Annotated in this window: 28 protein-coding genes; 2 read left to right on the top strand and 26 right to left on the bottom strand. The window is 45.9% G+C overall.

Features of this window, described 5'->3' with window-relative positions:
• Window positions 1–16 precede the first annotated feature (16 nt).
• From A3Q3_RS0110895 to A3Q3_RS0110795, 21 genes are all read right to left on the bottom strand, one after another.
• Window positions 17–337, bottom strand: a complete 321-nt coding sequence (locus A3Q3_RS0110895; protein ID WP_020183626.1) for a phosphoribosyl-ATP diphosphatase — start codon at window positions 335–337, stop codon at window positions 17–19.
• A complete protein-coding gene (gene hisI / locus A3Q3_RS0110890) occupies window positions 330–713 on the bottom strand; it encodes a phosphoribosyl-AMP cyclohydrolase (protein WP_020183625.1) in 384 nt (127 codons plus the stop codon). The genes A3Q3_RS0110895 and hisI overlap by 8 nt, the downstream gene beginning before the upstream one ends.
• Window positions 713–1,477, bottom strand: a complete 765-nt coding sequence (hisF, locus tag A3Q3_RS0110885; RefSeq protein WP_020183624.1) for an imidazole glycerol phosphate synthase subunit HisF — start codon at window positions 1,475–1,477, stop codon at window positions 713–715. Before hisF ends, hisI begins: the two co-directional genes overlap by 1 nt.
• Complete coding sequence (gene hisA, locus A3Q3_RS0110880) at window positions 1,477–2,217, bottom strand: 1-(5-phosphoribosyl)-5-[(5-phosphoribosylamino)methylideneamino]imidazole-4-carboxamide isomerase (RefSeq protein ID WP_025223652.1); 741 nt, start codon at window positions 2,215–2,217, stop codon at window positions 1,477–1,479. The genes hisF and hisA overlap by 1 nt, the downstream gene beginning before the upstream one ends.
• A 49-nt stretch (window positions 2,218–2,266) precedes the next feature.
• Window positions 2,267–2,911 carry an imidazole glycerol phosphate synthase subunit HisH gene (gene hisH, locus A3Q3_RS0110875; protein ID WP_020183622.1) on the bottom strand — a complete coding sequence of 215 codons (645 nt, stop codon included), beginning with the start codon at window positions 2,909–2,911 and terminating at the stop codon, window positions 2,267–2,269.
• Between the two features lie 17 nt (window positions 2,912–2,928).
• Window positions 2,929–3,516, bottom strand: coding sequence for an imidazoleglycerol-phosphate dehydratase HisB (gene hisB, locus A3Q3_RS0110870; RefSeq protein WP_026361884.1), 588 nt, complete (start codon window positions 3,514–3,516; stop codon window positions 2,929–2,931).
• Window positions 3,517–3,658: 142 nt separating this feature from the next.
• The gene (hxlA, locus tag A3Q3_RS0110865) at window positions 3,659–4,540 is read right to left on the bottom strand and encodes a 3-hexulose-6-phosphate synthase (protein ID WP_020183620.1); all 882 of its coding nucleotides are present in this window, start codon (window positions 4,538–4,540) and stop codon (window positions 3,659–3,661) included.
• A 211-nt stretch (window positions 4,541–4,751) separates the two neighbouring features.
• Window positions 4,752–5,810 carry a histidinol-phosphate transaminase gene (hisC, locus tag A3Q3_RS0110860; protein WP_020183619.1) on the bottom strand — a complete coding sequence of 353 codons (1,059 nt, stop codon included), beginning with the start codon at window positions 5,808–5,810 and terminating at the stop codon, window positions 4,752–4,754.
• Window positions 5,811–5,820: 10 nt separating this feature from the next.
• A complete protein-coding gene (gene hisD / locus A3Q3_RS0110855) occupies window positions 5,821–7,116 on the bottom strand; it encodes a histidinol dehydrogenase (protein WP_020183618.1) in 1,296 nt (431 codons plus the stop codon).
• Between the two features lie 19 nt (window positions 7,117–7,135).
• Window positions 7,136–7,771, bottom strand: coding sequence for an ATP phosphoribosyltransferase (gene hisG, locus A3Q3_RS0110850; RefSeq protein ID WP_020183617.1), 636 nt, complete (start codon window positions 7,769–7,771; stop codon window positions 7,136–7,138).
• 1 nt (window position 7,772) lies between these two features.
• Window positions 7,773–9,038: a UDP-N-acetylglucosamine 1-carboxyvinyltransferase gene (gene murA / locus A3Q3_RS0110845; protein WP_020183616.1), complete on the bottom strand. Its 1,266-nt coding sequence runs from the start codon at window positions 9,036–9,038 to the stop codon at window positions 7,773–7,775.
• Between the two features lie 22 nt (window positions 9,039–9,060).
• Window positions 9,061–9,375 (bottom strand): Grx4 family monothiol glutaredoxin, encoded by a 315-nt coding sequence (gene grxD, locus A3Q3_RS0110840; protein WP_020183615.1) that lies wholly within the window; start codon window positions 9,373–9,375, stop codon window positions 9,061–9,063.
• A gap of 44 nt (window positions 9,376–9,419) precedes the next feature.
• On the bottom strand, window positions 9,420–9,671 hold the full coding sequence (locus A3Q3_RS0110835) for a BolA family protein (RefSeq protein ID WP_020183614.1): 252 nt from the start codon (window positions 9,669–9,671) through the stop codon (window positions 9,420–9,422).
• A 38-nt stretch (window positions 9,672–9,709) separates the two neighbouring features.
• A complete protein-coding gene (locus tag A3Q3_RS0110830; protein ID WP_020183613.1) occupies window positions 9,710–10,498 on the bottom strand; it encodes an ABC transporter permease in 789 nt (262 codons plus the stop codon).
• Window positions 10,495–11,400 carry an ABC transporter ATP-binding protein gene (locus A3Q3_RS0110825; protein ID WP_020183612.1) on the bottom strand — a complete coding sequence of 302 codons (906 nt, stop codon included), beginning with the start codon at window positions 11,398–11,400 and terminating at the stop codon, window positions 10,495–10,497. Before A3Q3_RS0110825 ends, A3Q3_RS0110830 begins: the two co-directional genes overlap by 4 nt.
• Before the next feature lie 112 nt (window positions 11,401–11,512).
• Window positions 11,513–11,800 carry a lipid asymmetry maintenance protein MlaB gene (locus tag A3Q3_RS0110820; protein ID WP_020183611.1) on the bottom strand — a complete coding sequence of 96 codons (288 nt, stop codon included), beginning with the start codon at window positions 11,798–11,800 and terminating at the stop codon, window positions 11,513–11,515.
• A 53-nt stretch (window positions 11,801–11,853) separates the two neighbouring features.
• On the bottom strand, window positions 11,854–12,462 hold the full coding sequence (locus A3Q3_RS0110815; protein WP_020183610.1) for a phospholipid-binding protein MlaC: 609 nt from the start codon (window positions 12,460–12,462) through the stop codon (window positions 11,854–11,856).
• 36 nt (window positions 12,463–12,498) lie between these two features.
• Window positions 12,499–13,068 carry an outer membrane lipid asymmetry maintenance protein MlaD gene (mlaD, locus tag A3Q3_RS0110810; protein WP_020183609.1) on the bottom strand — a complete coding sequence of 190 codons (570 nt, stop codon included), beginning with the start codon at window positions 13,066–13,068 and terminating at the stop codon, window positions 12,499–12,501.
• Between the two features lie 16 nt (window positions 13,069–13,084).
• Window positions 13,085–13,891, bottom strand: coding sequence for a lipid asymmetry maintenance ABC transporter permease subunit MlaE (gene mlaE, locus A3Q3_RS0110805; protein WP_020183608.1), 807 nt, complete (start codon window positions 13,889–13,891; stop codon window positions 13,085–13,087).
• The gene (locus tag A3Q3_RS0110800) at window positions 13,888–14,691 is read right to left on the bottom strand and encodes an ABC transporter ATP-binding protein (protein ID WP_026361883.1); all 804 of its coding nucleotides are present in this window, start codon (window positions 14,689–14,691) and stop codon (window positions 13,888–13,890) included. Before A3Q3_RS0110800 ends, mlaE begins: the two co-directional genes overlap by 4 nt.
• 123 nt (window positions 14,692–14,814) lie before the next feature.
• Window positions 14,815–15,456, bottom strand: coding sequence for a prepilin-type N-terminal cleavage/methylation domain-containing protein (locus A3Q3_RS0110795; RefSeq protein WP_020183606.1), 642 nt, complete (start codon window positions 15,454–15,456; stop codon window positions 14,815–14,817).
• A 232-nt stretch (window positions 15,457–15,688) separates the two neighbouring features.
• Here A3Q3_RS0110795 and A3Q3_RS0110790 point away from each other — a divergent pair, with 232 nt between their 5' ends.
• Window positions 15,689–17,419 (top strand): HAMP domain-containing sensor histidine kinase, encoded by a 1,731-nt coding sequence (locus A3Q3_RS0110790; protein WP_152604026.1) that lies wholly within the window; start codon window positions 15,689–15,691, stop codon window positions 17,417–17,419.
• A 21-nt stretch (window positions 17,420–17,440) separates the two neighbouring features.
• Here the strand turns inward: A3Q3_RS0110790 and ccsB are convergent, their stop codons facing one another.
• From ccsB to A3Q3_RS0110775, 3 genes are all read right to left on the bottom strand, one after another.
• The gene (ccsB, locus tag A3Q3_RS0110785; RefSeq protein ID WP_020183604.1) at window positions 17,441–18,586 is read right to left on the bottom strand and encodes a c-type cytochrome biogenesis protein CcsB; all 1,146 of its coding nucleotides are present in this window, start codon (window positions 18,584–18,586) and stop codon (window positions 17,441–17,443) included.
• A 20-nt stretch (window positions 18,587–18,606) separates the two neighbouring features.
• Window positions 18,607–20,514 carry a cytochrome c biogenesis protein ResB gene (locus A3Q3_RS0110780; protein WP_026361882.1) on the bottom strand — a complete coding sequence of 636 codons (1,908 nt, stop codon included), beginning with the start codon at window positions 20,512–20,514 and terminating at the stop codon, window positions 18,607–18,609.
• A gap of 161 nt (window positions 20,515–20,675) precedes the next feature.
• Window positions 20,676–21,332, bottom strand: a complete 657-nt coding sequence (locus tag A3Q3_RS0110775; RefSeq protein ID WP_020183602.1) for a cytochrome c — start codon at window positions 21,330–21,332, stop codon at window positions 20,676–20,678.
• Between the two features lie 112 nt (window positions 21,333–21,444).
• On the opposite strand from A3Q3_RS0110775, the gene yihA reads away from it, so the two are divergent.
• Complete coding sequence (gene yihA, locus A3Q3_RS0110770; protein ID WP_020183601.1) at window positions 21,445–22,086, top strand: ribosome biogenesis GTP-binding protein YihA/YsxC; 642 nt, start codon at window positions 21,445–21,447, stop codon at window positions 22,084–22,086.
• Here the strand turns inward: yihA and trmB are convergent.
• On the bottom strand, window positions 22,045–22,767 hold the full coding sequence (gene trmB, locus A3Q3_RS0110765) for a tRNA (guanosine(46)-N7)-methyltransferase TrmB (protein ID WP_088178164.1): 723 nt from the start codon (window positions 22,765–22,767) through the stop codon (window positions 22,045–22,047). The genes yihA and trmB overlap by 42 nt on opposite strands.
• A gap of 13 nt (window positions 22,768–22,780) precedes the next feature.
• A complete protein-coding gene (locus A3Q3_RS0110760) occupies window positions 22,781–23,950 on the bottom strand; it encodes a class I SAM-dependent methyltransferase (RefSeq protein ID WP_020183599.1) in 1,170 nt (389 codons plus the stop codon).
• Window positions 23,951–23,962 lie beyond the last annotated feature (12 nt).

The raw sequence follows: 23,962 nt of genomic DNA, 5'->3' as shown, positions 1-23,962 counted from the left end.
TTTAATCTTTGACTACCTAGTCTTTAGGTCTGGCATTCTTTTCATCAATGCCGGACAACCCTTCTCTGCGCGCCAACTCATCTAGAATTTCTTGCGGCTGAATATTGTGATGCGCCAGCATTACCAATGTATGAAACCAGAGGTCTGCCGTTTCGTACACAATCGCTTCACGCTGTCCATCTTTGGCGGCGATGACAGTCTCGGTCGCTTCCTCACCAATCTTTTTGAGAATGCTGTCCAAACCTTTGGTATACAGTTTGGCTACGTAGGACGTGGTTGGATCTGCAGATTTCCGCTGTTCCAGTAATTCTGCCAGCCGATTCAAGACATCACTCATGGTAAATCTCTTTAGGGTCTTTTTTCACCGCTTGGTCAATCAACCAAGTTTGATTATCTAGTTTTTTGAAAAAGCAATTATGACGGCCGGTATGGCAAGCAATACCACCTACTTGCTCAACGCGTATCAGAATAACATCTTCATCGCAGTCCAATCGAATTTCATGAATTTTCTGTATATGGCCAGATTCTTCACCTTTATGCCATAATTTTTGACGTGAGCGTGACCAATACACTGCTTGTTGCGTCTCTTCGGTGAGTCTTAGCGCTTCGCGATTCATCCAAGCAAACATCAGCACCTTACCGGTGTCGTGCTCTTGTGCAATCACAGGCACCAAGCCACTTTCATCCCAATTTACTTCATCCAGCCAAGCCATTATCGCACCTCAATACCATGTTGCTGCATATAGGTTTTTGCTTGCTCTACTGTGTATTCACCATAGTGGAAGATGCTGGCAGCAAGTACGGCATCTGCACCACCGAGCGTGACACCATCAACCAAATGTTGCAAGTTACCCACACCCCCTGATGCAATGAGCGGTACATCGACCGCATCTGAAATGGCGCGGTTTAGCGGATTGTTAAATCCAATTTTGGTGCCATCGCGGTCCATGCTGGTCACCAGCAACTCGCCCGCACCCAAACTCACCATATGCTGTGCCCACTTCACCGCATCCAAGCCTGTTGCCTTACGCCCGCCATGGGTAAATACTTCCCACTCGAACGGTTGATTATCTACCTTTTTCGCATCAATGGCGACCACGATACATTGCGAGCCAAAGCGACTGGCGGCATCCTGAACCACTTGGGGATTCAATACTGCAGTCGTGTTAATACTGACCTTGTCTGCACCAGCATTCAATAAACGACGTACATCCTCCACCTGCCGCACACCACCACCTACCGTAAGTGGAATAAACACTTGAGAAGCAACTTCTTCAATGATATGTAAAATCAAATCACGATCATCAGAACTCGCAGTGATATCCAAAAAGGTAAGCTCATCCGCACCTTGATCGTTATAGCGCTGTGCAATCTCGACCGGGTCACCTGCATCACGTAGCTCTAGAAAGTTAACGCCCTTGACCACACGACCATTGGTGACATCTAAACAAGGAATAATGCGCTTGGCTAATCCCATTAGGCGCTCAGCTCGTCCGCTAAGGCTTGTGCTGCAGCAAAGTTCAAAGTGCCTTCATAAATGGCGCGGCCAGTGATGGTACCAATGATGCCTTCTTTAGCCACGGCGCATAATTTGCGCACATCATCCAAATTGGTCACGCCGCCGCTGGCAATCACCGGAATCGTCAGGGCCTGCGCCAATGCGACAGTCGCTTCGATATTGACGCCCGTCAACATGCCATCGCGTCCAATATCGGTATAGACAATACTTTCAACGCCATAATCTTCAAACTTCTTGGCTAAATCAATCACATCGTGCCCAGTGAGCTTGGACCAACCATCCACAGCAACTTTGCCATCTTTTGCATCTAGCCCTACCATAATTTGGCCGGGGAATGCATAGCAGGCTTCGTGCAAAAAGCCAGGATTTTTGACAGCCGCAGTACCGATAATGACGTAACTAATGCCATCATCCAAATAGCGCTCAATCGTATCCAAATCGCGAATACCGCCACCCAACTGGATAGGAATGTCACCGCCCACTGCACTAACGATGGACTTAATCGCCCCTTCGTTCACCGGCTTACCTGCAAAGGCACCGTTTAAATCCACCAAGTGCAGGCGTTTTCCACCTTGATCCACCCAGTGTCGCGCCATAGCGCCGGGGTCCTCAGAAAAGACTGTGGACTCCTCCATTAAACCTTGTTTTAAACGAACACAGTGGCCGTCTTTGAGATCGATTGCGGGAATGATAAGCATGGTAGTGATAAATAGGCGTTAGAAAAATCAATAAAACAAGCGTAAACGGTTAAGGGTTCCAGTGTACGAAATTACGTAATAATTGTAACCCCGCTTTTGCACTTTTTTCAGGGTGAAACTGTACTGCAAACAAATTATCTTTGGCAATGGCACAGGTAAATGGCTTAGGGTAGTCCGTGATACCCGTGACCAACCCAGATTCATCTGGGCATACATAGTAGCTATGCACGTAATAAAAGCGCTCATTGTCTGCGACATCTTGCCATAAAGGGTGCTGATTTGGTTGTTGCACCTGATTCCATCCCATGTGCGGGACTTTCAGCTTGCGGCCTTCTGTATCATGCATATCTACTGCGGCAAAACGTTTCACTTGCCCTGCAAACACACCCAACCCTGCTGCGTTCCCTTCTTCTGAGCGCTCAAACAACATTTGCAGGCCGATACAAATACCTAAAAATGGTTTCTGTTGCGTCGCTTCAATCACAGCCTGACTTAAGCCACGCGAGTCCAACTCACGGATACAATCAGGCATCGCCCCTTGTCCCGGAAACACGACGCGATTCGCTTGGTGAATCTGCTGTGGGTCACTGGTGACGACCACATTCAAATCAGGCGCTACATGTTCCAGTGCTTTAGACACCGAACGCAGATTGCCCATGCCGTAGTCCACTACGGCGATATCGATATTTTTCATTTCAGTAGCAACAAGTGTTATAAGCTGCCTTTGGTGGATGGCATAATGCCTGCCATACGTGGGTCATGCGTCGCTGCCATGCGCAAAGCACGGCCAAACGCCTTAAAAATCGTCTCCGCTTGATGGTGCGAGTTATGCCCCTTGAGATTGTCAATATGCAAGGTGACCAGTGCGTGATTGACAAAGCCCTGGAAGAACTCATGAATCAGATCCACATCAAACTCACCAATGGCGGCGCGCGTAAATTCACAGCTAAATTCCAAGCCGGGGCGACCTGACAGATCCAACGCTACGCGACTCAATGCTTCATCCAATGGCACATAGGCATGACCATAGCGGTTAATGCCTTTCTTGTCTCCCAATGCCTTTAAGAAAGCTTGGCCCAATGTGATGCCAATGTCTTCTACCGTGTGATGCGCATCAATATGCAAATCACCTTTCGCTTGCACTTGAATATCCATCATGCCGTGACGCGCAATCTGGTCCAGCATGTGATCTAAAAAGCCTAAACCAGTATTAAATTGCGAAACGCCCGACCCATCGAGATTAATGGAAACCGTGATTTGTGTCTCTAAGGTATTGCGGGATATTTCTGCTTGACGCATAGCCATGTCATCTTTATAAAAAATTACAAACTAAAATTATGATAATCAATCATTTAACAGCATTTTAACCTAAACAGCGCTACGCTGGCAAAATGCAAATAAAAAAGCCGACCACCGGTCGGCTTTTCAATCGAATAATCGATTATTGTGCTGCTGCTTCTGCAGGTGCTGCCTCTGCCGGAGCCGCTTCAGCTGCTGGCGCAGCCTCGGCTGGTGCTACTTCTGCAGGTGCCGCTTCAGCTGGAGCTGCTTCTACCGCTTGCTCAGTTGCTGCTGGCGCTTCTGCCGCTGCTTCTTCTGGTGCTTTATTGTTCAATAAAGACAACACTAACAATGCTGCACCGATTGCGATTGCCCAAGGCAACCATTTAAAACCACCTGCTGATGCGCTAGCGCCGTGTGCTAAACCAGTAATTTCTTTTGCTGAAGCTGCTGGATCTGCTGCACCGTAAATCGCTGCGCCTGCTACTACGATATCTGCACCTGCATCTACCACTTGTTTTACAGTTGCGGCTTTTACACCACCTGCAACAGATACTTTAGCGCCTGTTTTCAAGCCAGTGATTAATGCTAAGTCAGCAAATGGTGTTTGACCTGCAGCTTGTTGGTCTAAACCAGTATGTACGCCAATGATGTGTGCGCCTAATTTAGCAACTTCTAATGTACGGGCTTTTTTGTCAGCAACGTTGATTAAGTCAACTTGTGCTTGTTTGCCGTATTTGTTAGCAACGTCGATTACGCCTTTGATTGTACCGATATCTGCTGTACCCAATACTGTCACGATGTCTGCACCAGCTTTGTAGAAAGGCTCAGCCTCATAAAAACCAGCATCCATTGTTTTCAAGTCAACTAAGATTTTGTTGTTTGGGAATTTAGCGCGTAAAGTCTTAAGTAATTCAATACCGTTATGCTTAATGCAAGGTGTACCGATTTCTAAAATGTCCACATGTGGAGCAACTTTAGCCGCTAATGCAACTGTTGCGTCAAAATCTAGTGAATCTAATGCCATTTGGGTTTGTGCCATGATGCTTCTTCCTCCGAACTCGCTCAATATTCGATTAAAAATTTAATATTTTGTAGTATGTAGAATTAAATTTTACAAAATACCATTTGCACGTTTTGTACATTCTCGCATCATAACCGCAATTGATGTGTTTTTTCAACAATTTAGTCACGTCAAATTAAGATTTTGTTACAAATAGAAGGCAAAAGCCCGGTTTACTGGACCAGTTTGACTAAACAATTGATTTTAATGCATTCACTAGATACTCTGATTGCGCATCGGTGCCGATGGTAATCCGTAAATATGGTGCAATACGTGATGGTTTTTTGAAGTGCCGCACAATGATATTTTGCTCTCGCAGTTTGGCGGTGAGTGCCTCACCTGCGTGCGCAGGATGTTGAGCAAAAATAAAATTAGCGCCCGATGGTAGCACTTCAAACCCCAAGGCTTGCAGTTCTTTAATTAAATGGGTGCGTGTAGCCACGACCTGCGCGCAAGCTTGGTTAAAATAGGCATGATCTTGCATCGCCGCTACGGCACCGGCTTCGGCAAAACGGTCTATCGGGTAGGAGTTAAAGCTATCTTTTACTCGAATCAACGCCTCAATCAAATCCGGATGGCCAAGTGCGTAACCTACCCGCAGACCTGCAAGCGAGCGCGCTTTAGAAAGCGTGTGTGTTACCAGCAAATTTGGATATTGTTGAATCAACTGTACCGCAGACTCTGTACCAAAGTCGACATAGGCCTCGTCTACCAGCACTACCGAATGTTGATTCGCTTTAAGTAAGCGCTCTATTTCTGACAATGCGAGCGGGATGCCAGTAGGTGCATTCGGGTTAGGGAAAATGATGCCACCATTAGGCCGCAAATAGTCGTCGATGTTGATTTCAAAGCGCTCATTCAGCGCAATTGGCGCATATTCAATACCATACAGGCCACAATACACCGGGTAAAAGCTATAAGTAATATCTGGGAATAATAGAGGTTGCTCATGCTGAAACAGCGCATGAAAAGCGTGTGCGAGCACTTCATCCGAACCATTGCCCACAAACACTTGATTGTTTTGCAGTCCATGATATTCGGCAATCGCGGTTTTTAACCGGTCAGAATTTGGATCCGGATACAAGCGCAGTGTCTCTGCCGCCTCTGCCTGCAATGCAGCAATCACCTTAGGACTTGGACCATAAGGATTTTCATTGGTATTCAGTTTGACCAAGTTAGTGAGTTTAGGCTGCTCGCCTGGCACATAAGGTGTCAGCTGGTGTACGATTGGGCTCCAATACTTACTCATTACACACAACTCACTTCAAACGATATTCAGCAGAACGGGCATGCGCTTGCAAGCCCTCACCATAAGCCAGTGTGGAGGCGATTTTACCTAGCGTTTGTGCGCCAGCAGATGACACCATAATCAAGCTTGAGCGCTTTTGGAAATCATATACACCCAACGGTGAGCTAAAGCGTGCCGTGCGCGAAGTAGGCAACACGTGATTAGGCCCAGCGCAGTAATCGCCAAGCGCTTCACAGGTATCACGTCCCATAAAGATAGCACCGGCGTGTTTGATTTTTTGGCTAAACGCATATGGCTCCTCCACAGACAACTCCAAATGCTCAGGTGCAATGTAGTTACTGATGTCTGCCGCTTCTTCCAAACTTTTCACTAAAATCAGTGCGCCGCGATTCTCCAAAGAAGTGCGGATGATGTCTTGGCGCGGCATCTCTTTCACTTGTTTTTCAATACTCGCCGCTACCGCATCCAGAAAGTCTGCATCTGGTGATAGCAATATGGATTGCGCCAATTCGTCATGCTCAGCCTGACTAAACAAGTCCATCGCAATCCAATCCGGATTAGTCTTGCCATCACAGATGACTAAAATCTCAGACGGACCCGCTACCATATCAATACCCACCACGCCGAACACACGACGTTTTGCCGCGGCCACATAGGCATTGCCAGGCCCTGTGATTTTATCGACTTGCGGTACTGTTTCTGTACCATACGCCAACGCACCTACCGCCTGCGCACCGCCGATACAGAATACACGGTCTACGCCAGCAATAGCTGCCGCTGCTAGTACCAACGCATTCTTTTCACCATTAGGCGTTGGCACCACCATGATGAGCTCTTTTACGCCCGCCACTTTGGCAGGGATGGCATTCATCAATACACTAGAGGGGTATGCCGCTTTACCACCGGGCACGTACAAGCCTACCCGGTCTAATGCAGTCACTTGCTGACCCAACAGCGTACCATCGGCTTCTGTATAGCTCCATGATTGCATCACTTGCTTCTCATGATAGCTACGTACACGGTCTGCAGCCGCTTGCAAAGCTTCGCGCTGCGCTGCGGGCAAACCTTCTAACGCCGCAATTAATTCAGCCTGGGATAGCTCTAATTCAGCCATACCTTGAGCATTGGTTTTATCAAAGCGATTGGTATATTCCAACACCGCAGCATCGCCGCGTGCTTTTACATCCTTTAGGATATTGGCTACAACTGTATCCACACTGTCGTCTTGTGCGGTTTCAAACGCCAGCAAGGCTTTTAAATCTTGGTCAAAAGAGGTGTCTAAGGTCGATAAACGTCTGATGTTCATGCTTATTTACTTTCGAAATCTACTGGATAGCTTGTGCAAAGCTATCGATAATCGGCTGCAATTGTGCGCGATTGAGCTTAAGTGAAGCCTGATTGACAACCAAGCGTGAGCTGATTGCGCCAATCTCCTCTACTGCTTGTAGATGATTGGCGCGTAAAGTACCACCAGTACTCACCAAATCTACAATCGCGTCAGCCAACCCTACCAAGGGGCCCAATTCCATCGAGCCGTACAACTTAATCAAATCGACATGCATGCCTTTGGCTGCAAAGTGCTCGCGTGCGGTTTTCACGTACTTGGTCACCACCTTTAGGCGTGCACCTTGACGGATACTGGCCTCGTAATCAAAGCCTTCTCTCACCGCGACCATCATCTTGCATTTGGCAATATTTAAATCCAATGGTTGATACAAACCTTCGCCACCATGCTCATCCAGTACATCTTTACCGGCAATGCCAATATCGGCTGCGCCATATTGCACATAGGTAGGGACATCGGTAGCACGCACAATAATCAGGCGTACATCGTCACGGTTGGTAGGTAAAATCAGTTTGCGCGAAGATTCCGGATTTTCCAATGCATGGATACCCGCCGCTGCTAGCAGTGGCGTGGTTTCTTCAAAAATGCGACCTTTACTTAAGGCGATGGTAATCATATCAGTGAGAACGACGCACTTTGGCGCCAAGTTTAGTTAATTTTTCTTCTAGGAATTCGTAGCCACGGTCTAAATGGTAAATACGGTCAATCACCGTTTCACCATCCGCCACTAAGCCAGCCAATACCAAACCAGCAGAGGCGCGCAAGTCAGTGGCCATCACATTCGCGCCTTCTAGTTGTGGAATGCCTTTGACCAGTGCGGTATTGCCCTCTACATTAATATCTGCGCCCATGCGTTGCAACTCTTGCACATGCATAAAACGATTTTCAAAGATAGTTTCCACCACCGTCGACACGCCTTCTGCAATAGTATTCATGGCCATAAATTGCGCCTGCATATCGGTTGGGAAGGCTGGATGCGGCGCTGTACGAATATTGACTGCCTTGAGTTTACCGTTACCTTTTACCGTAATGCTGTCAGCCGTCTGAGTCACGGTTACCCCTGCTTCGCGCAACTTTTCAATCACCGCTTCCAGTAAGTCAGGGCGTGCATTACGCAAAGTCACATCGCCGCCAGTCATGGCAGCAGCCACCATATAAGTGCCCGCCTCAATACGATCACAGACAATATTATGGGTTGCACCGGTTAATCGCTCGACACCTTCAATGGTAATCGTGTCGGTACCCGCACCTTTGATGTTGGCACCCATTTTATTTAGGCATTCGGCCAAATCCACAACTTCCGGCTCTTTAGCAGCATTTTCTAGCACGGTCGTGCCTTGTGCCAACGCCGCCGCCATCATCAAGTTCTCTGTACCAGTCACCGTGACCAGATCCATATAGTATTTGGCACCTTGCAACCTGCGGTTAGGCAGATGCAAGGTGCTGGCTTGAATATAGCCATGCGTAATATGAATCGCGGCACCCATGGCCTGCAATCCTTTAATATGCAAATCTACCGGACGAGACCCGATGGCGCAGCCGCCTGGCAAAGACACACGTGCACTGCCAAAACGCGCTAACAAAGGACCTAACACTAAAATAGAAGCGCGCATGGTTTTCACCATTTCATAGGTCGCCTCAAACGAGGTCACATCACTTGCGTCCAAACTCACTTTATCTGCATTGCGCGTCACTTTTACGCCCATGGTATCGAGCAATTTAAGCGTGGTATCAATATCTTTCAGTGCAGCCACACTGGTTAAGTGCAGTGGTGTTTCTGCCAACAAAGCAGCACACAAAATAGGCAATGCTGCATTTTTAGCACCGGAGATGACGATCTCGCCGTTTAATGTGGCGCCGCCTTCAATAATGAGTTTATCCAAAATGTTTTATCCGTTCCGATATTTAGCTTTGTGTGCCGCCGAGCAAGGTTTGCAATTCACCGCTCTCGTACATGGCACGCATAATATCAGCCCCGCCGATAAACTCACCTTTCACGTACAACTGTGGGATTGTTGGCCAATTAGCATATTGCTTAATGCCTTCGCGAACTTCCTGATCCTGTAACACATCCACCGCAGTATATTGTGCACCGCATGCATCTAGAATCTGCGTGGCCAAATTAGAAAAGCCACATTGTGGGAACTTTGGGCTCCCTTTCATATATAGCACCACATCATTGGTGGTAACGGTTTCTTTGATTTTTGCTTGTGTATCCATTTTTACTTACTCTCCGAACTGAATCTGATATTACGCAATCGCTTTTATGCGGTTGCGTTTAATTGTTGCCACTGTTGTGGGGTATAGGTTTGCATGGATAACGCATGAATTTCAGCACGCATGCGATCGCCCAAGGCTTGATAAACTAACTGATGTTGTTGCACCATGCGTTTACCTTCAAACGCGGCACTGACAATCACCGCCTCAAAATGGGTGCCATCATCGCCCAGCACGCGGATAAACTCACAGGACAAGCCTTGCTGTATATAACTTTCTAATTGCTGTGCACTTAACACGCGTTAACCTCTTCAATTTATTTACATTTGGCGACGTATTAGCCGCGCAATTTATAGCCTGATTTTAACATTTTTAGGCATGCCCATGCTAATGCGATTAAAAATGCCATGACCACGACTAGGCTAATCCATGGTGACACATCACCTTGACCGAAAAAACCATAGCGGAATCCGTCAATCATGTAAAAGAACGGATTGAATTTTGATACGACCTGCCAAAATGGCGGCAAAGAGTGAATCGAATAAAACACGCCCGACAGAAAAGTAAGCGGCATGATAACAAAGTTCTGAAACGCCGCCATTTGATCAAACTTATCCGCCCAAATGCCGGCAATAATACCAAAGGTACCCAGCAAGGCGCTGCCCAATAAGGCAAATACGAATATCCACATCGGATGCACCAGTGGCACATCCACAAACCAGATGGACACCAGATAGATACTTAAACCTACAAACAGACCACGAATAATAGATGCTGCTAGAAATGCTGAAAAAAACTGCAGATAGGTCAGTGGCGTGAGCAGAATAAACACCACATTGCCCATTACTTTAGATTGAATAAGGCTAGACGAGCTATTGGCAAACGAATTCTGCAATAGCGACATCATAATCAAACCCGGCACCAAAAATGCGGTATAAGGCACGCCTTTATACACCTGCACATGATCAGCCAGTACATGCGAAAAGATCAGCAAATACAGCAGCGCCGTAAGTACCGGAGAAGCGACAGTTTGGAACGCAACACGCCAAAAACGCAGCAATTCTTTTTTAAACAAAGTGTAAGGGCCGCGCCAAGCAGACGGAATATTTGCATCAATCAGTTTCATACCCCTCCCACCAGCGACATAAACACATCTTCCAAATCCGCTTCTATCAATTGCATATCTTCGATGTCAACATTGGCTTTACGTAACTCCGCCAAGGCAAATTCCACTTGCGTCAAATCTGATAACGCGAGTGTAAACACGCCAAGCTCGCCGTGTTTAAGCATAGGCAATAAAGCTGGCGGCAAATGTGCGCCTTTGAGCGTCAAGCGCAGATTTTTACCTGCGTGTGATTTCAGTAGATTAGCGGTAGTATCCAACGCGACTATTTTGCCTTGTTTCATCATCGCCACGCGCTCACACAAGGTTTCCGCTTCTTCCAAATAATGCGTGGTGAGAATAATGGTGTGCCCTTCGCGATTGAGTTGCTTGATAAAGCCCCACAACATTTGACGCAACTCCACATCCACACCCGCGGTCGGCTCATCTAGCACAATGACTGGGGGACGATGCGCAAGCGCTTGCGCAATCAGTGCGCGCCGCTTCATCCCGCCTGATAGTTTACGCATATTGGTGTGTGCTTTATCGGTCAGGCCGAGCCCTTCAATCACCTGATCCACCCAGGCATCATTTTCAGGACCGTGGCCGAAATAACCCGCCTGAAATCGCAACATTTCTCGCACATTAAAAAAGGGATCGAACACCAACTCCTGTGGCACCACGCCCAAAGCCATGCGCGCCTGTTGATAATCGGCTATAACATCGTGCCCCATAATACTTACGTGACCTATAGTAGGCCTAAGCAGACCTGCCATAATATTAATCAGCGTAGATTTGCCTGCCCCGTTGGGGCCTAACAGTGCAAAAAACTCGCCCTGCTCAATGCTTAAGTCAATGCCATTCAGCGCATTGAGTTGCCCAAATTGCTTATGTACATCATGTATTTGTATTGCTGGTGTTTTCAAAACAAACGTTCATCCGTTTAGGTGTTAATAAAGTTAAAGCATAGATAAAAAAACTAAACCCCAACCCTTTAAATAAGGACTGGGGTCACCCAAAACAACTACTCAGTTACAATTAATTTGGCAATACAAAATCATCTACACCATACAGTTGCATTAAGCTCACCAAATTTGCTGGCACATTGACCAATGACAACGCTACATGTTCAGCACTGGCACGGCGCTTCAACTCTAGAATCAAGCTGATGGCCGAAGTATCCACATCGGTCACTTTGGCAAAATCCAACGCTGTAGCATCCGTTAAGGTAAGCGCTCTGCTGGCATCCAATACCTGGCTGATATTCTGAATCACCAAATCGCCAGACAATTGCCAGCGATTGGCTTCTTGTGTGATGTCTATCAAAACAAGGGCTCCCAAAACATGTAATTTAAGCGCGACAAATCAAGTGAATGCATTTAACTTGATTTTGCAGCTGACGCACCATTTTTCTCGGCCAACTTTTTAATTAAACTATCCAAACCATTTTGACGGATTTCTTGTGCAAACTGGCTACGATAGTTAGTGACCAAGCTCACGCCTTCAATCACAATGTCATACACTTTCCAGTCGTCTGCTTTCTTTTCCAGCGCATAATCTACAGCAATCGGCTGACCGCCTTGCTGCACGATGGATGTCTTCACTGTTGCAGAAGTTGAACCCTCAGGTAAACGCAAAGGCTTGTACTCAATCACCTGATTTTTGTATTTAGAAAGCGCTGTTGCATAAGTACGTAACAATAAGGTTTTAAACTCATTTTGAAACGCAGCTTGCTGCTCTGGCGTCGCTTTGGTCCAGTTTTTACCCAATACCAAACGTGATACTTTTTCAAAGTTGAAGTTAGGCAGAATTTTCTCTTCAGCCAATTTGAAAATCTTGTCTTGGTTACCTGCTTGAATGTCTTTGTCGGACTTTACTACCGCAAGTACATCATCTGCAGTTCTTTTGACCAACTCATCAGGGCCTTCGCCCGCAATTGCTAAGCTACTGGCCAGTAACAGGCCAAATGCTGCTATTAATTGTTTCATGCTGTTTAATTCCTTTTCATTGATTCTGTAAATTTATTATTTTTCGGCTTTATCTGCAGAAGACTTGCCAATCTTATCCAATGGACTTGCACCTAACGTATCTTCTTCCGATTTGGTTGATTCGGAAGACGTCTTAGATTTGTCGTCTGTCGATTCAGAAGCTTTGTTATACAAGAACTGGCTAATCATTTTTTCCAACACAACGGCATCTTGCGTTTGTGTAATCTTGTCGCCATTGGCTAATTGTACGTCATCTCCACCTGCCTCAAGACCCACATATTGCTCGCCCAACAAGCCTGCAGTGTAAATATTTGCAAAGGTATCTTTAGGAAAAGCATATCGTTTGTCGATGTTCAGACTCACTACTGCCTCATAAGTTGCAGAATCAAAAGTAATCCCCGCTACGCGCCCCACCACCACGCCCGCACTTTTCACTGGGGCTCTTGGCTTTAAGCCGCCAATATTTTCAAAGTTGGCTGTTACCGTATAGGTTTCCCCAATATTAGCAGTGGTTAGGTTGCCCACTTTCATGGCCAAACCAAGCAACGCGGCAACACCTAACGCTACAAACACACCCACCCATAAATCAATTGTTGTTCTATCCATTGCTGCTCCTGCTTGCTTATACGTTGATCATAAATGAGGTTAATATAAAATCCAGACCCAATATTGCGAGTGAAGATGTCACTACTGTTCTTGTTGTGGCGTGACTCACACCTTCCGCAGTGGGGGGTGCATCATATCCTTCAAATAAGGCGATCATGGTGCAGGCTACGCCAAACACCATGCTTTTAATTACCCCATTCAAAATATCATGTTGCCAATCCACATTGGCCTGCATTTGCGACCAAAATGCACCCGCATCTACGCCAATGACAGGCACAGCCACTAGATAGCCGCCCAAAACACCGACCATAGAAAACAAAGTGGCTAAGATTGGCATAGCGATTACGCCAGCCCAGAAACGCGGCGCAATCACACGCGCAATCGGGTTCACTGCCATCATCTCCATGGCTGAAAGCTGCTCTGTGGCTTTCATTAACCCAATTTCAGCAGTAATTGCAGTACCGGCACGGCCAGCAAACAATAAAGCCGTCACTACTGGGCCTAATTCGCGCACCAGCGCCAATGCTACCAACACACCAATTGCCTCGGATGAGCCGTATCTTTGTAAAGTATGATATCCCTGTAAACCAAGCACCATACCAACAAAAAAAGCCGAAACAAGAATAATAATGAGCGACATCACCCCAGTGAAATAAATTTCACGAATAGTCAGGTGAAAACGTCTAAAGCTTTCACCAGATGATGTTAGCGTCAGCCAAAACAAACGCATACCAGCGCCTAAACGCCAAATACCATCTACAAATCTGTGGCCTATGTTTCTGAACACCCGGATTAAACCGATCAACAATCCTGATTTAATCATGCTTTGTGTTCCAATAGAGAGCGTGCGTAATCATCTGCTGCGTAGTGAAATGGCACCGGACCATCTTTCTCGCCATACACAAATTGATGTACAAACGGCAAGTTAGAGTTTCTGAGTTCATCCGGCGTACCCTCTGCCGCTACCACGCCATTGGCCACAAAATAAATATAGTCAGCAAAACGGAAGGTTTCTTCAACATCGTGCGTGACAATGATAGAGGTTGCTCCAAGCGCATCGTTCAGTGTACGAATCAAATGACAAATCACCCCCATTGAAATAGGGTCTAAGCCGGCAAATGGTTCATCATACATAATAATACTGGGATCTAATGCAATCGCCCGTGCTAATGCCACGCGTCTAGCCATTCCCCCTGACAATTCAGTAGGCATCAGTTGATGCGCGCCACGCAAACCTACGGCATTCAGTTTCATCAACACCAAATCGCGAATCATGCTTTCCGGTAAATCGGTATGTTCACGCATGGGAAAAGCAACGTTTTCAAACACAGACAGATCTGTGAATAAAGCACCTTGTTGAAACAGCATGCCCATTTTACGGCGTATACGATAAATTCCGGTGCGATCCTGCTGATGTACTACATCACCATCTACACGCACCTGCCCCTTAGTAGGTCTGATTTGCCCGCCAATGAGGCGCAATAACGTAGTTTTACCACTGCCACTACCGCCCATAATGGCAGTGACCTTACCACGTGGGAACACCATATTGATGCCTTGATGCAACATGCGTCCTTTGTAACCAAAGGAAAGATTATCTATTTCGACGATATTGGGAGTCATTTGTGCGTTAATTTGAATTTGACTTATTCTAAATCAAAATGACTGACACGCAAAAATATAAATAGGTTCGGAAAACAAAAAACCCGCTTACGCGGGTTTTGTTAAATTTAAAAGCTATGCTTTTCAGAAAGCCATGCAAACATTAAAAACGCTTGAATCAGTAGCATTTGCCGATGTAACCCAAGTTGTTGCACTACCTGCAGCATAAATCCTCATTGATCCAGTTGATGTTTCACTATCATCCAAAGTAGTATCTAACTGCTTAGCGAATTTCCCCAATATAGCGCCGGAGCAAACTACATAAGAACCGCTCAATCCGCTTGGTATATTCGCCGCGGAAGCCAAACCTTGAACCCCCAACTTACCACCATCGGCATTAGTTGGGTAATACCCACCAGCCCCCACCACTGTTGAACCTGGAGCCAATCCGGCCAGCCTTACATGCTGCCAAAAAATTACAGACTCATCAGTGATTGTCGTCGAGTCCCAATTTCCACCTATTTGTCCGTTTCCAGAACCTGTACCAGCTTGATCGGCTGCTGTACCTAAATGCGCCTTAGCGGCTGCATCATCCCCAGGTAACGCTCTATATTTATCTTGATAGCCATAAATATATACTTGGACATTTTGAAAATCGCGTGCCATGTTTTTAACTTTAGCACTATTAATTAGCTCCTGCCCCCTCAGCACTCCGCCTAGTAGCAAACCTATAATCACTAGCACAATCGCCAGCTCGATCAAGGTAAACCCTGTTTGTTTTTTCATTGTGGTATCCTAATTGTTTGTTTTTTTAGTTATGTCACTTAAAAGCATTATTATTGTTAGTTCGTAACTTGCAAGTTTTATGCCAATCAAAAAACCAAATAAAGCATAAAATTAGGACTTAAATCGCAGATTTCATGACAGGCTTTGTTGAAATTTCGTCAATAGTGTTGACTTGATGACACCGAACTTTAACTGTTGACCGTAAGTTACTTTAATTTATAACACTTTCACTATGATGAATTTTCTAAATAAACGCAATATTAGTCAACAGCTACTCAAAAACTCTCACCGTGTCATGGCGTTGATGTTGCTATCACTGCATGCATTCCTCATCTTTTTTGACCAAGATGAAGTGTATCGGCAAATGTTTTACTTTTTATCGTTTGGCATCTTTCTCATTTGGCAGCCGATTTGGCGCGGCAGCCAAAAACTTTCCATCATTGCTTCTATTGCACTGGTTGGAGTGGGGCTATTAGGATTTTTATACTTTAATTGGTGGCTTACCGCCATTTGGTTAGCCATATTATTTGGCTTATTGGGCGGCCGGATTTTCTCGGGTGATTCTAAAAAGAATCGACTGATTCATATTTTGGCTGCGAGTTATTTGCTCGCCATGCTCTTACTTTGGGTGGTACCAAAACTACTGAATGCATCTAACGATTTATTAGCTGCTGAGTTTGTCATTTTCTACTTTATGCCATTATTGCCTGTGGCCATTCTGTTTATAAAAAATAGCGCCGGACCAACTGACAACACGCCGGTAGTCGACTTTTTCTACACGCTTGTGCTATTTATGCTGGCGATTATTATTGTGTTAGGCAGCTATGCGATTGGTACGTTGCAAAACGTCAATTACATACAAGTGATGTTTTATACGATATCCGGCCTGTCTGTGATTTTATTTGGCTTAAGCTATTTATGGCGCCCCAGCACCAAATTTTCTGGCGTAGAGTTGCTGATGTCGCGCTACTTATTAAGTATCGGCATGCCTTTTGAGCAATGGGTTAAAAACATTGCCACCCTTGCCGAACATGAATCCACACCCAACGGCTTTACCCAGGCCGCCATGAACGAGATGATGAAACTGGAATGGGTTTCCGGCATTTCTTGGCTGGCAGATGAAACGCAAGGCAAGCTTGGTCATCACACCAATTACTCTACTGACTTTAACTTTAAAGACTTTTACATGACCCTGCATACGCGTTGGCAAATGTCACCCGCGCTGTATGTGCACGTGAAGCTACTCACCCAAATTATGGGCGAATTCTACGAAGCCAAACGCCGTGAAGAGACCTTGCGCCAAAACACTTACATGCAGGCCTTTTATGAGACAGGCTCGCGCCTGACGCATGATATTAAAAATATTCTGCAATCGGTGGGCACCTTGGTGACGGCAGCTGAGCAAACGCATGAGTCCGACACCGACGCTTTACTCAAGCTAATTAAAAAGCAGCTACCGGTGCTCAATCAGCGTATTGCCTCAACGCTAGACAAGCTCAAAGCGCCAAGTGAAGAGAAAAAGCGGCAAGAGAAAATATCTGCATGGTGGAAAAATCTACGGTTGCGCTATACACAGCCGCAAGTGGAGTTTGTGGCGTCACATTTACCCAAGCACGATATCAATGCAGAGGTGCTGGACAGCGTGCTGGATAACTTGCTAGGGAATGCCATTGAGAAAACCAAATATGAGCCCAATACGCTCATCAAAGTAGAAGTTACTGAACTCTCATCTAACCAGTATTGCATTGAAGTGACGGATACCGGTAAAGCCATGCCGCAACAAACCGCTGCTGAATTATTTAAAAAGCACATTCAATCACAAAATGGCTTAGGGGTTGGTTTGTACCATGCAGCGCAGGACGCGAGGCAGGCGGGTTACACGCTTAGTTTAAGCAGCAATCTGAATGGTGCGGTTAAGTTTACGGTAGCATTATCAACAGATAACACTACCGCGAATCATTAAACCCTATTTTTAATCGCAACCCTAGAGTTCGCCGTACGAATGCAAACCACTTAGGAACATATTGACGCCTAAGAACGCAAAGGTAGTCACGATGAGACCGACTAATGCCCACCATGCCAATACCGGACCGCGAAGGCCTTTGACCATACGCAAATGCAACCAAGCCGCGTAGTTTAACCACACAATGAGCGCCCAGGTTTCTTTAGGATCCCAAGACCAATAACCACCCCACGCTTCAGCTGCCCACATGGCGCCCAAAATAGTGGCGATGGTGAAAAAAGCAAAGCCCACTGCAATGGCTTTGTACATCACATCATCCAGCACATCTAAGCTTGGCAAACGCGTTGCTAAGATACCGCGTTTTGCCAATAAATAGGCAGCAGCGACCATAGCGGCCAATGAGAACGACCCATAGCCAATAAAGTTAGCCGGCACATGGATTTTCATCCAATAACTTTGCAATGCAGGAACCAACGGCTGAATGGCATCTGCACCACGGTCAAACCTGTACCATAAAATAAACCCTACACCAGCATTGATAATCAGCAACACAAAACCACCTAACTGCTTGGTATTGAATTTAGATTCGTAATGCAAATACAATAATGCGGTAATCAAGCAGAATAAAATAAAGACTTCATACAAGTTGCTGATAGGAATATGGCCTACATCAGGCGCAATCAGATAAGACTCGTACCAGCGCACCATTAGCCCAACAAAACCAAACAGCACCGCAGCCCAAGTGAGTGCAGATGCCACGCGCCCTATAAACTCACTACGCTTGAACAATGCAAACCAGTAAGTCAACATGGCCAAAATAAACAACACATTCATCCACATGACTGCGGACTGACTTGAAATTAAGTACTTAAGAAAGAAACTTTCACCAGCGCGGGCTTGGCTACCATGATACAAATTAATGGCAAACAGACTTAACACAGCGATGCCTATCACCAGTTTAGCCAGGCCTTTCCAGCGCCAGCCTAAATAGCTAAACGTGGCCGCTGCACCAAACAAGAAGCCAAGTTCATAGGCATCCATATATTGCGAGTAGCGACTATAGGCAAAAATAGCACCGGCCATCAACACCAACGCATACAGCCAATCCTGTACGCGCAAGGTCTGCCAAATGGCTTTTTGTTTAAAATCATAAGTCTGTGTATTCATGATATTTCCTTTTGTCTATATTAAGACAATAACTGACCTAACTGCTGTTGGGTACGATCAAATTCCTGATCGAAGTCTAAGTTTTTACGATTCGAAGACATGGCGAATAATACCTCTTGTGTATTGGCTTTGATCAGCAACCACACACGACGTTCACGTATATAAAACATCGAAAAAATACCTAACACCAGCAGCGCAGAGCCCAAATACACCCATTTTTGACCGGGAGATTTGGTCAGCTGCAAACCACTGGCTTCTTTATGCTTAAAATCATCCAACTGAAAATAATACGGCGTACCGTAATAAAATAAATCATTCATTGCATTCAATGCGTCTTGCAAAAAAGCCAAGGTCTGTGGATTCAATGGCATGGCTGGCTTACCTTGTGCAGCAAGGTTAAGGTTATACGCTTCTAACGCACTTGCATTCAACAATTTAAAATAAGTATCTGCAGCCTTTTGACGCTCAGCTTCTGGCACGGCCTTTTCAATCACTTGGGATAGCTGGGTAAAGCCGCCACTGGCAAACGTGCTAAGCAAACGTTGCACACTTTGCTCAAATTGCTGTTGCAACTTAGGGTCAGCAGTGGGCGATTGCTTACTTAAATGTCTGGCAATCTCCAACTGTTTGGCTGGGTCACGCATGGCTTGACGCAACTGCATAAACCCATCAATGCTGAAATCTTCGTCGGCCGGAATGCGCAAATAACGGAAATCTTCTTGTACTGTTTCACGCATACCGGATACAAAATAGGTTTTACCATCTAACTTTAGCGGCTGCATATAGGTGACATATTCACGTGCCTGCCCGCTTTGATCACGCAATTTATAAGTAGTATTGGGGCCTACGTTGCGCGGCTTGCCTTTACCATCTGGCGATAAGTTCATGATATTAAATTTGCGGAACTCATTAAACTCCACGGCTATCGCTTGGTCGCCCGTGCCTAAGGTGCCTTTTTTAGCTACCACACCATCAATGTGCCCGCTCACCAGCTTATTAGCTGCAAGATCCCACACTTTAAACTTGAGCTCAGATCCACCATCTTGAAAATCCGACTGATAGATGGCAATGCCTTTATAGATAAGCGGATGATTGACGCTAATGGTTTTTTCCAATGGCGCTGCGAGTTCAGGGTCAGTAATGACAATATCACTCTCAAATGACTTAGGCTGCCCAGTGGCATAGTGTTCAATACGAAAATCTTTTAATGCCACCCGAAACGGCAGCTCTTGCACCAAATATCCATCGCGTACACGCACAAATGCTACATCATCACTCACGCCTTCCGGCAACGTCATATTTGCGCGAAAGGATGGGTTACTTATACTCAAGCGACTGACTGCCGGCACTTGGCTTTCCGGGATATCCAGCACTTCGATCTTTTTATGGCCTAACATCTCCTGGATTTTGAACGGCAGGTTACCATCCAAAATCCCGCCAAAACAAATAATCACGATGGCGGCATGGGTAAAAATATAGCCCAAACGTTGGTGTGTTCCGGCTTTTGCTGCGATCAACACATCCCCGTTGTCTTGCAGTTTAAGCTTATAGGTAAAGCCTTGCCCGCCCAGATAATCCGCCAGCTTGGTTTGTACCTGCTCAGTAGACACTTGCACGGCATAACTGGCTTGATGACTAAATGCACGTAATGACTTTTCTGCCGCATGTTCTTTGTATGTTTTCCATTCCTTGAGCATCAGCGGTGTATTGCGATAAATGCATAGACTGGTGGAAATCACCAAAAACAATAGAATCAGCAAAAACCATGCTGCGTGATAGACATCGTATAAACCTAGTTTTTCAAAGGCTTCAAACCAAAACTGGCCAAACTTGATGATGTAATTTTCATACGGCTCATTTTGCTTAAGCACGGTACCGATGATAGAAGCAATGCCCAGTACGCTGAGCATACTCACGGCGAATCGCATAGAACTTAGCAACTCATACAGCTTGGAAGGAATAGTATTGGGCGGTTTCAAGATAGAAATTTAACGAATGAAGTTTGGATTGGACTACAAGACAGAATAAATGTTTATAGAAAGTATTTATAAAAATAAAGGTGGCGTAGCCACCTTATATTTTGCGCCGATTAACGCAAGCCTTGTATGTAATCGGCAACTGCCTGCATTTCTGCATCTGTCATTTTTGCAGCAATGACCATCATCATCGGCGCATTGGCACGCTCACCGGTACGGAAAGTTTTCAGTTGTTGGTAAGTATAATCTGCATGTTGACTGGCTAGACGTGGAAACTGTTTTGGCAAACCGGCACCATTGGCACCATGACAAGCCGCACAGGCTGGCACATTGGTTTTGGCAATACCACCACGGTAAATCTTCTCACCCAAGGAACCCTTACCATTCGATTTTGCTTTCGCTAATGTAATGGTCTGTTGAGAGAAGTATTGCGCTAAACTTTGCATATCTTCTGGCGATAAATTAGCCACCATGCCAGACATGACCGCGTTAGCACGGCTACCTTCTTTAAAGTTATTCAACTGCTTAAATAAGTATTCCGGATGCTGACCCGCTAATTTTGGATTCAACGTAATCACGCTGTTACCGTCTGGCGCATGACATGCCGCACATACGTTTTGCACAATTTGATCTGCTGTTTTTTTCTCTACCGCAACTGGAACCGCTTCTGCTTTAGCTTCTGGCTTGACTGCTGCCTTCTCTGCCGCAACCGCCATTACTGCCACTAACATCCCACTGATTACCCAACCTAACTTGAATAAATTTTTCATTGCTAACTTTCTCGATTATTCTGAATAGCATAACTGTTTTAATTAATTGAATATTTTATCAAAAATCCCTTGTTCGTGATAGCATTCGGCCTTAAAACAATGCTTATCTATCATGCCTATTTTTCAAAACGCTGCTTTTTTTATTTCCGCACATCACTTACGCGACTTACCTCCCGCAAGTGGTATAGAGGTGGCATTTGCTGGCCGGTCTAATGCAGGAAAATCGAGCGCGTTAAACACACTGGCCAACCACAACCGTTTGGCGTTTGTGAGTAAGCAACCTGGCCGCACACAACTGATCAATTTTTTCACGCTAGGCAACGATAAGCATTTGGTGGATTTACCCGGCTATGGTTATGCCAAAGTACCAGAAGCCATGCGCAACCACTGGCAAAGCGTATTATCGCGCTATTTAAGTGAGCGTAGCAGCCTAGCTGGATTAGTACTAGTCATGGATAGCCGCCATCCACTCACGCCACTAGACCGTCAAATGTTGGATTGGTTTTCCCCAAGCGGAAGGCCCGTGCATGTGCTATTAACAAAATCAGACAAATTATCCCGCAGCGAAGCAACGCTTACCTTGAACAAGGTGCGTAAAGAGCTCAAAGAAGGCTGGGGGGACAATATCACCGTGCAATTATTCTCCAGCCTGAAAAAACAGGGCGTGGAAGAAGCTGAAAAAGTATTGGGGCACTGGTTTTTTTCAGACAATTCAGATGCGTCTGAAAATCAAATCCCAAACCCCGTGGCCTAATCGAATGCCACGATTTTCAAATTTGGTCAAAGGCCGGTAACTAGGTTTTTCTGCGTAACTTTCCGCCGTGTTTTTCAACATCGGCTCTGCGTTTAGCACTTCCAATACCCACTCTGCGTACTCTTGCCAGTCTGTTGCCACATGAATGTAAGCACCCACTTTCAACTTACTGCACAGTAGCTTAACAAACTCAGCCTGAATTAAGCGGCGTTTGTGATGGCGCTTTTTATGCCATGGATCTGGAAAAAAGATATGCACACCATCCAAGCTTTGCTCAGCCAGCATATTTTGTAGCACTTCAACTGCATCGTGTTGCACGATACGAATATTAGCAATGGCCTGCTCTTGAATCAGTTTAAGCAAACTCCCCACGCCAGGTGTATGCACCTCTACGGCCAAAAAATCACGCTCCGGCAGGGTTTGTGCAATTTTGGCCGAGCTCTCACCCATGCCAAAACCAATCTCTAGAATTTTAGGGGAGTGCTCACGTTGAAACGTTTGCGCTAAATCCAGCGGCTGCGGCGTGTAATCAATGCCAAAAACTGGCCAGCCTGTTTCCAGCGCACGCTCTTGACCTTTGGTCAGCCGCCCTTGGCGCAGCACAAAGCTACGGATGCGGCGATACGATGCCTGTTCTTCTGTGGATTCAGGGGTGTTGGGGATATTGGGTGTTTGCGTCATGGCGCACATTATACTAGAGCATGTGCCTTTTATCGCCTTGTGTGGCACCTATTAACGGCATCTGCATACCCTTACCTAGCAGCATCACTTTAAATAACTCTCCCATTTCTGCAGGCGAGAGCAGTTTTTGCACTGCAGACACCATCGGCGCATAAGCGGCCATATCACTGGGAGAAACTTCGGCAAGTAAGTCCAATATGCCGCAGTTAATTAAAAAATTGGCTTGATTGACATAACCCATGACAGCCAACTGCCGCGAGACAGCCGCTTCGGCTATCGCTGTAAAATCAACGTGCGCGGTAATGTCTTGCAACCCCAAATAAATCAGTGGGTCGCTATGCGCATAATGCTGGTAGTGGCACATCAATGTGCCTGTACTGCGTTGTGGGTGATAGTACTCACGTGCACCAAAACCGTAGTCTACCCAGCAAATGACACCATGTTCCAATCGATCAGCGATGCTGAGCATCAAACCCGTTGCGGCTGGCGCTACTTCAGTCATGTAATTGTCGGGAAAATCCAGCTTGGTCACCGTTTCAAATAGCGCGCCCATTGTTAATGGTTGATCTTGCCAAACCAAGTGACTTTGCTGACCTAAATCATCTTGCCAACTGACGCCGCGCTCTATTAAGACGCCAGCTTGCTTACCTACCAAATGCACGGGAATCGCATCTAGCACTTCATTCCCTATTACCATACCGCGTATTTGATTAGGCAAAGCATCTAACCACACCACACGATTGAACAGCGTTTCTGGCAACCAGAGTTGCAAGTTTTTACGCTGCAACTCACGCAAGTAGTCACTTACTTCAAGAATACAATACCGCTGAGGCAGTACCTGTAGCGCATGTAAGGCCAGCAGCAAATCGGCTGCTAATTTACCAGTGCCAGCACCTAACTCCAGTACATCGCCCTGTGTAGCTGTCAGCACTTGTGCAACTTGCTTAGCAAGTGCACGTGCAAATAAAGGAGAAATTTCCGGTGCAGTCACAAAATCTCCACCAATGCCGAACTTCTTAGCGCTGCCGCTGTAATATCCTAGGTTAGGTGTATACAACGCCATGTGCATGAAGGTAGCAAAATCTATCCAATCATTCTGTGCGTGGATCGTATTGCGAATGCGTGATTGCAGTTGTGCGCTTTGTGTTTGCGCCTGCGCGGGCGGAATAGGTAGAGAAGCCATTCCCTATTATAA

The sequence above is a fragment of the Methylotenera sp. 1P/1 genome, assembly GCF_000384355.1.
In the GTDB taxonomy this organism is placed as follows: domain Bacteria; phylum Pseudomonadota; class Gammaproteobacteria; order Burkholderiales; family Methylophilaceae; genus Methylophilus.
The sequence above is the reverse complement of the archived record's forward strand: the minus strand, read 5'-3'. Positions and strand labels throughout refer to the sequence as shown.

Bases quoted from the DNA above. Each gene is read 5' to 3' on its own strand.
- A3Q3_RS0110895 (WP_020183626.1), bottom strand. From the start codon at position 337: ATGAGTGATGTCTTGAATCGGCTGGCAGAATTACTGGAACAGCGGAAA.
- hisI (WP_020183625.1), bottom strand. From the start codon at position 713: ATGGCTTGGCTGGATGAAGTAAATTGGGATGAAAGTGGCTTGGTGCCT.
- hisF (WP_020183624.1), bottom strand. From the start codon at position 1,477: ATGGGATTAGCCAAGCGCATTATTCCTTGTTTAGATGTCACCAATGGT.
- hisA (WP_025223652.1), bottom strand. From the start codon at position 2,217: ATGCTTATCATTCCCGCAATCGATCTCAAAGACGGCCACTGTGTTCGT.
- hisH (WP_020183622.1), bottom strand. From the start codon at position 2,911: ATGAAAAATATCGATATCGCCGTAGTGGACTACGGCATGGGCAATCTG.
- hisB (WP_026361884.1), bottom strand. From the start codon at position 3,516: ATGCGTCAAGCAGAAATATCCCGCAATACCTTAGAGACACAAATCACG.
- hxlA (WP_020183620.1), bottom strand. From the start codon at position 4,540: ATGGCACAAACCCAAATGGCATTAGATTCACTAGATTTTGACGCAACA.
- hisC (WP_020183619.1), bottom strand. From the start codon at position 5,810: ATGAGTAAGTATTGGAGCCCAATCGTACACCAGCTGACACCTTATGTG.
- hisD (WP_020183618.1), bottom strand. From the start codon at position 7,116: ATGAACATCAGACGTTTATCGACCTTAGACACCTCTTTTGACCAAGAT.
- hisG (WP_020183617.1), bottom strand. From the start codon at position 7,771: ATGATTACCATCGCCTTAAGTAAAGGTCGCATTTTTGAAGAAACCACG.
- grxD (WP_020183615.1), bottom strand. From the start codon at position 9,375: ATGGATACACAAGCAAAAATCAAAGAAACCGTTACCACCAATGATGTG.
- A3Q3_RS0110830 (WP_020183613.1), bottom strand. From the start codon at position 10,498: ATGAAACTGATTGATGCAAATATTCCGTCTGCTTGGCGCGGCCCTTAC.
- A3Q3_RS0110815 (WP_020183610.1), bottom strand. From the start codon at position 12,462: ATGAAACAATTAATAGCAGCATTTGGCCTGTTACTGGCCAGTAGCTTA.
- mlaD (WP_020183609.1), bottom strand. From the start codon at position 13,068: ATGGATAGAACAACAATTGATTTATGGGTGGGTGTGTTTGTAGCGTTA.
- mlaE (WP_020183608.1), bottom strand. From the start codon at position 13,891: ATGATTAAATCAGGATTGTTGATCGGTTTAATCCGGGTGTTCAGAAAC.
- A3Q3_RS0110800 (WP_026361883.1), bottom strand. From the start codon at position 14,691: ATGACTCCCAATATCGTCGAAATAGATAATCTTTCCTTTGGTTACAAA.
- A3Q3_RS0110795 (WP_020183606.1), bottom strand. From the start codon at position 15,456: ATGAAAAAACAAACAGGGTTTACCTTGATCGAGCTGGCGATTGTGCTA.
- A3Q3_RS0110790 (WP_152604026.1), top strand. From the start codon at position 15,689: ATGATGAATTTTCTAAATAAACGCAATATTAGTCAACAGCTACTCAAA.
- ccsB (WP_020183604.1), bottom strand. From the start codon at position 18,586: ATGAATACACAGACTTATGATTTTAAACAAAAAGCCATTTGGCAGACC.
- A3Q3_RS0110780 (WP_026361882.1), bottom strand. From the start codon at position 20,514: ATGCGATTCGCCGTGAGTATGCTCAGCGTACTGGGCATTGCTTCTATC.
- A3Q3_RS0110775 (WP_020183602.1), bottom strand. From the start codon at position 21,332: ATGAAAAATTTATTCAAGTTAGGTTGGGTAATCAGTGGGATGTTAGTG.
- yihA (WP_020183601.1), top strand. From the start codon at position 21,445: ATGCCTATTTTTCAAAACGCTGCTTTTTTTATTTCCGCACATCACTTA.
- trmB (WP_088178164.1), bottom strand. From the start codon at position 22,767: ATGACGCAAACACCCAATATCCCCAACACCCCTGAATCCACAGAAGAA.
- A3Q3_RS0110760 (WP_020183599.1), bottom strand. From the start codon at position 23,950: ATGGCTTCTCTACCTATTCCGCCCGCGCAGGCGCAAACACAAAGCGCA.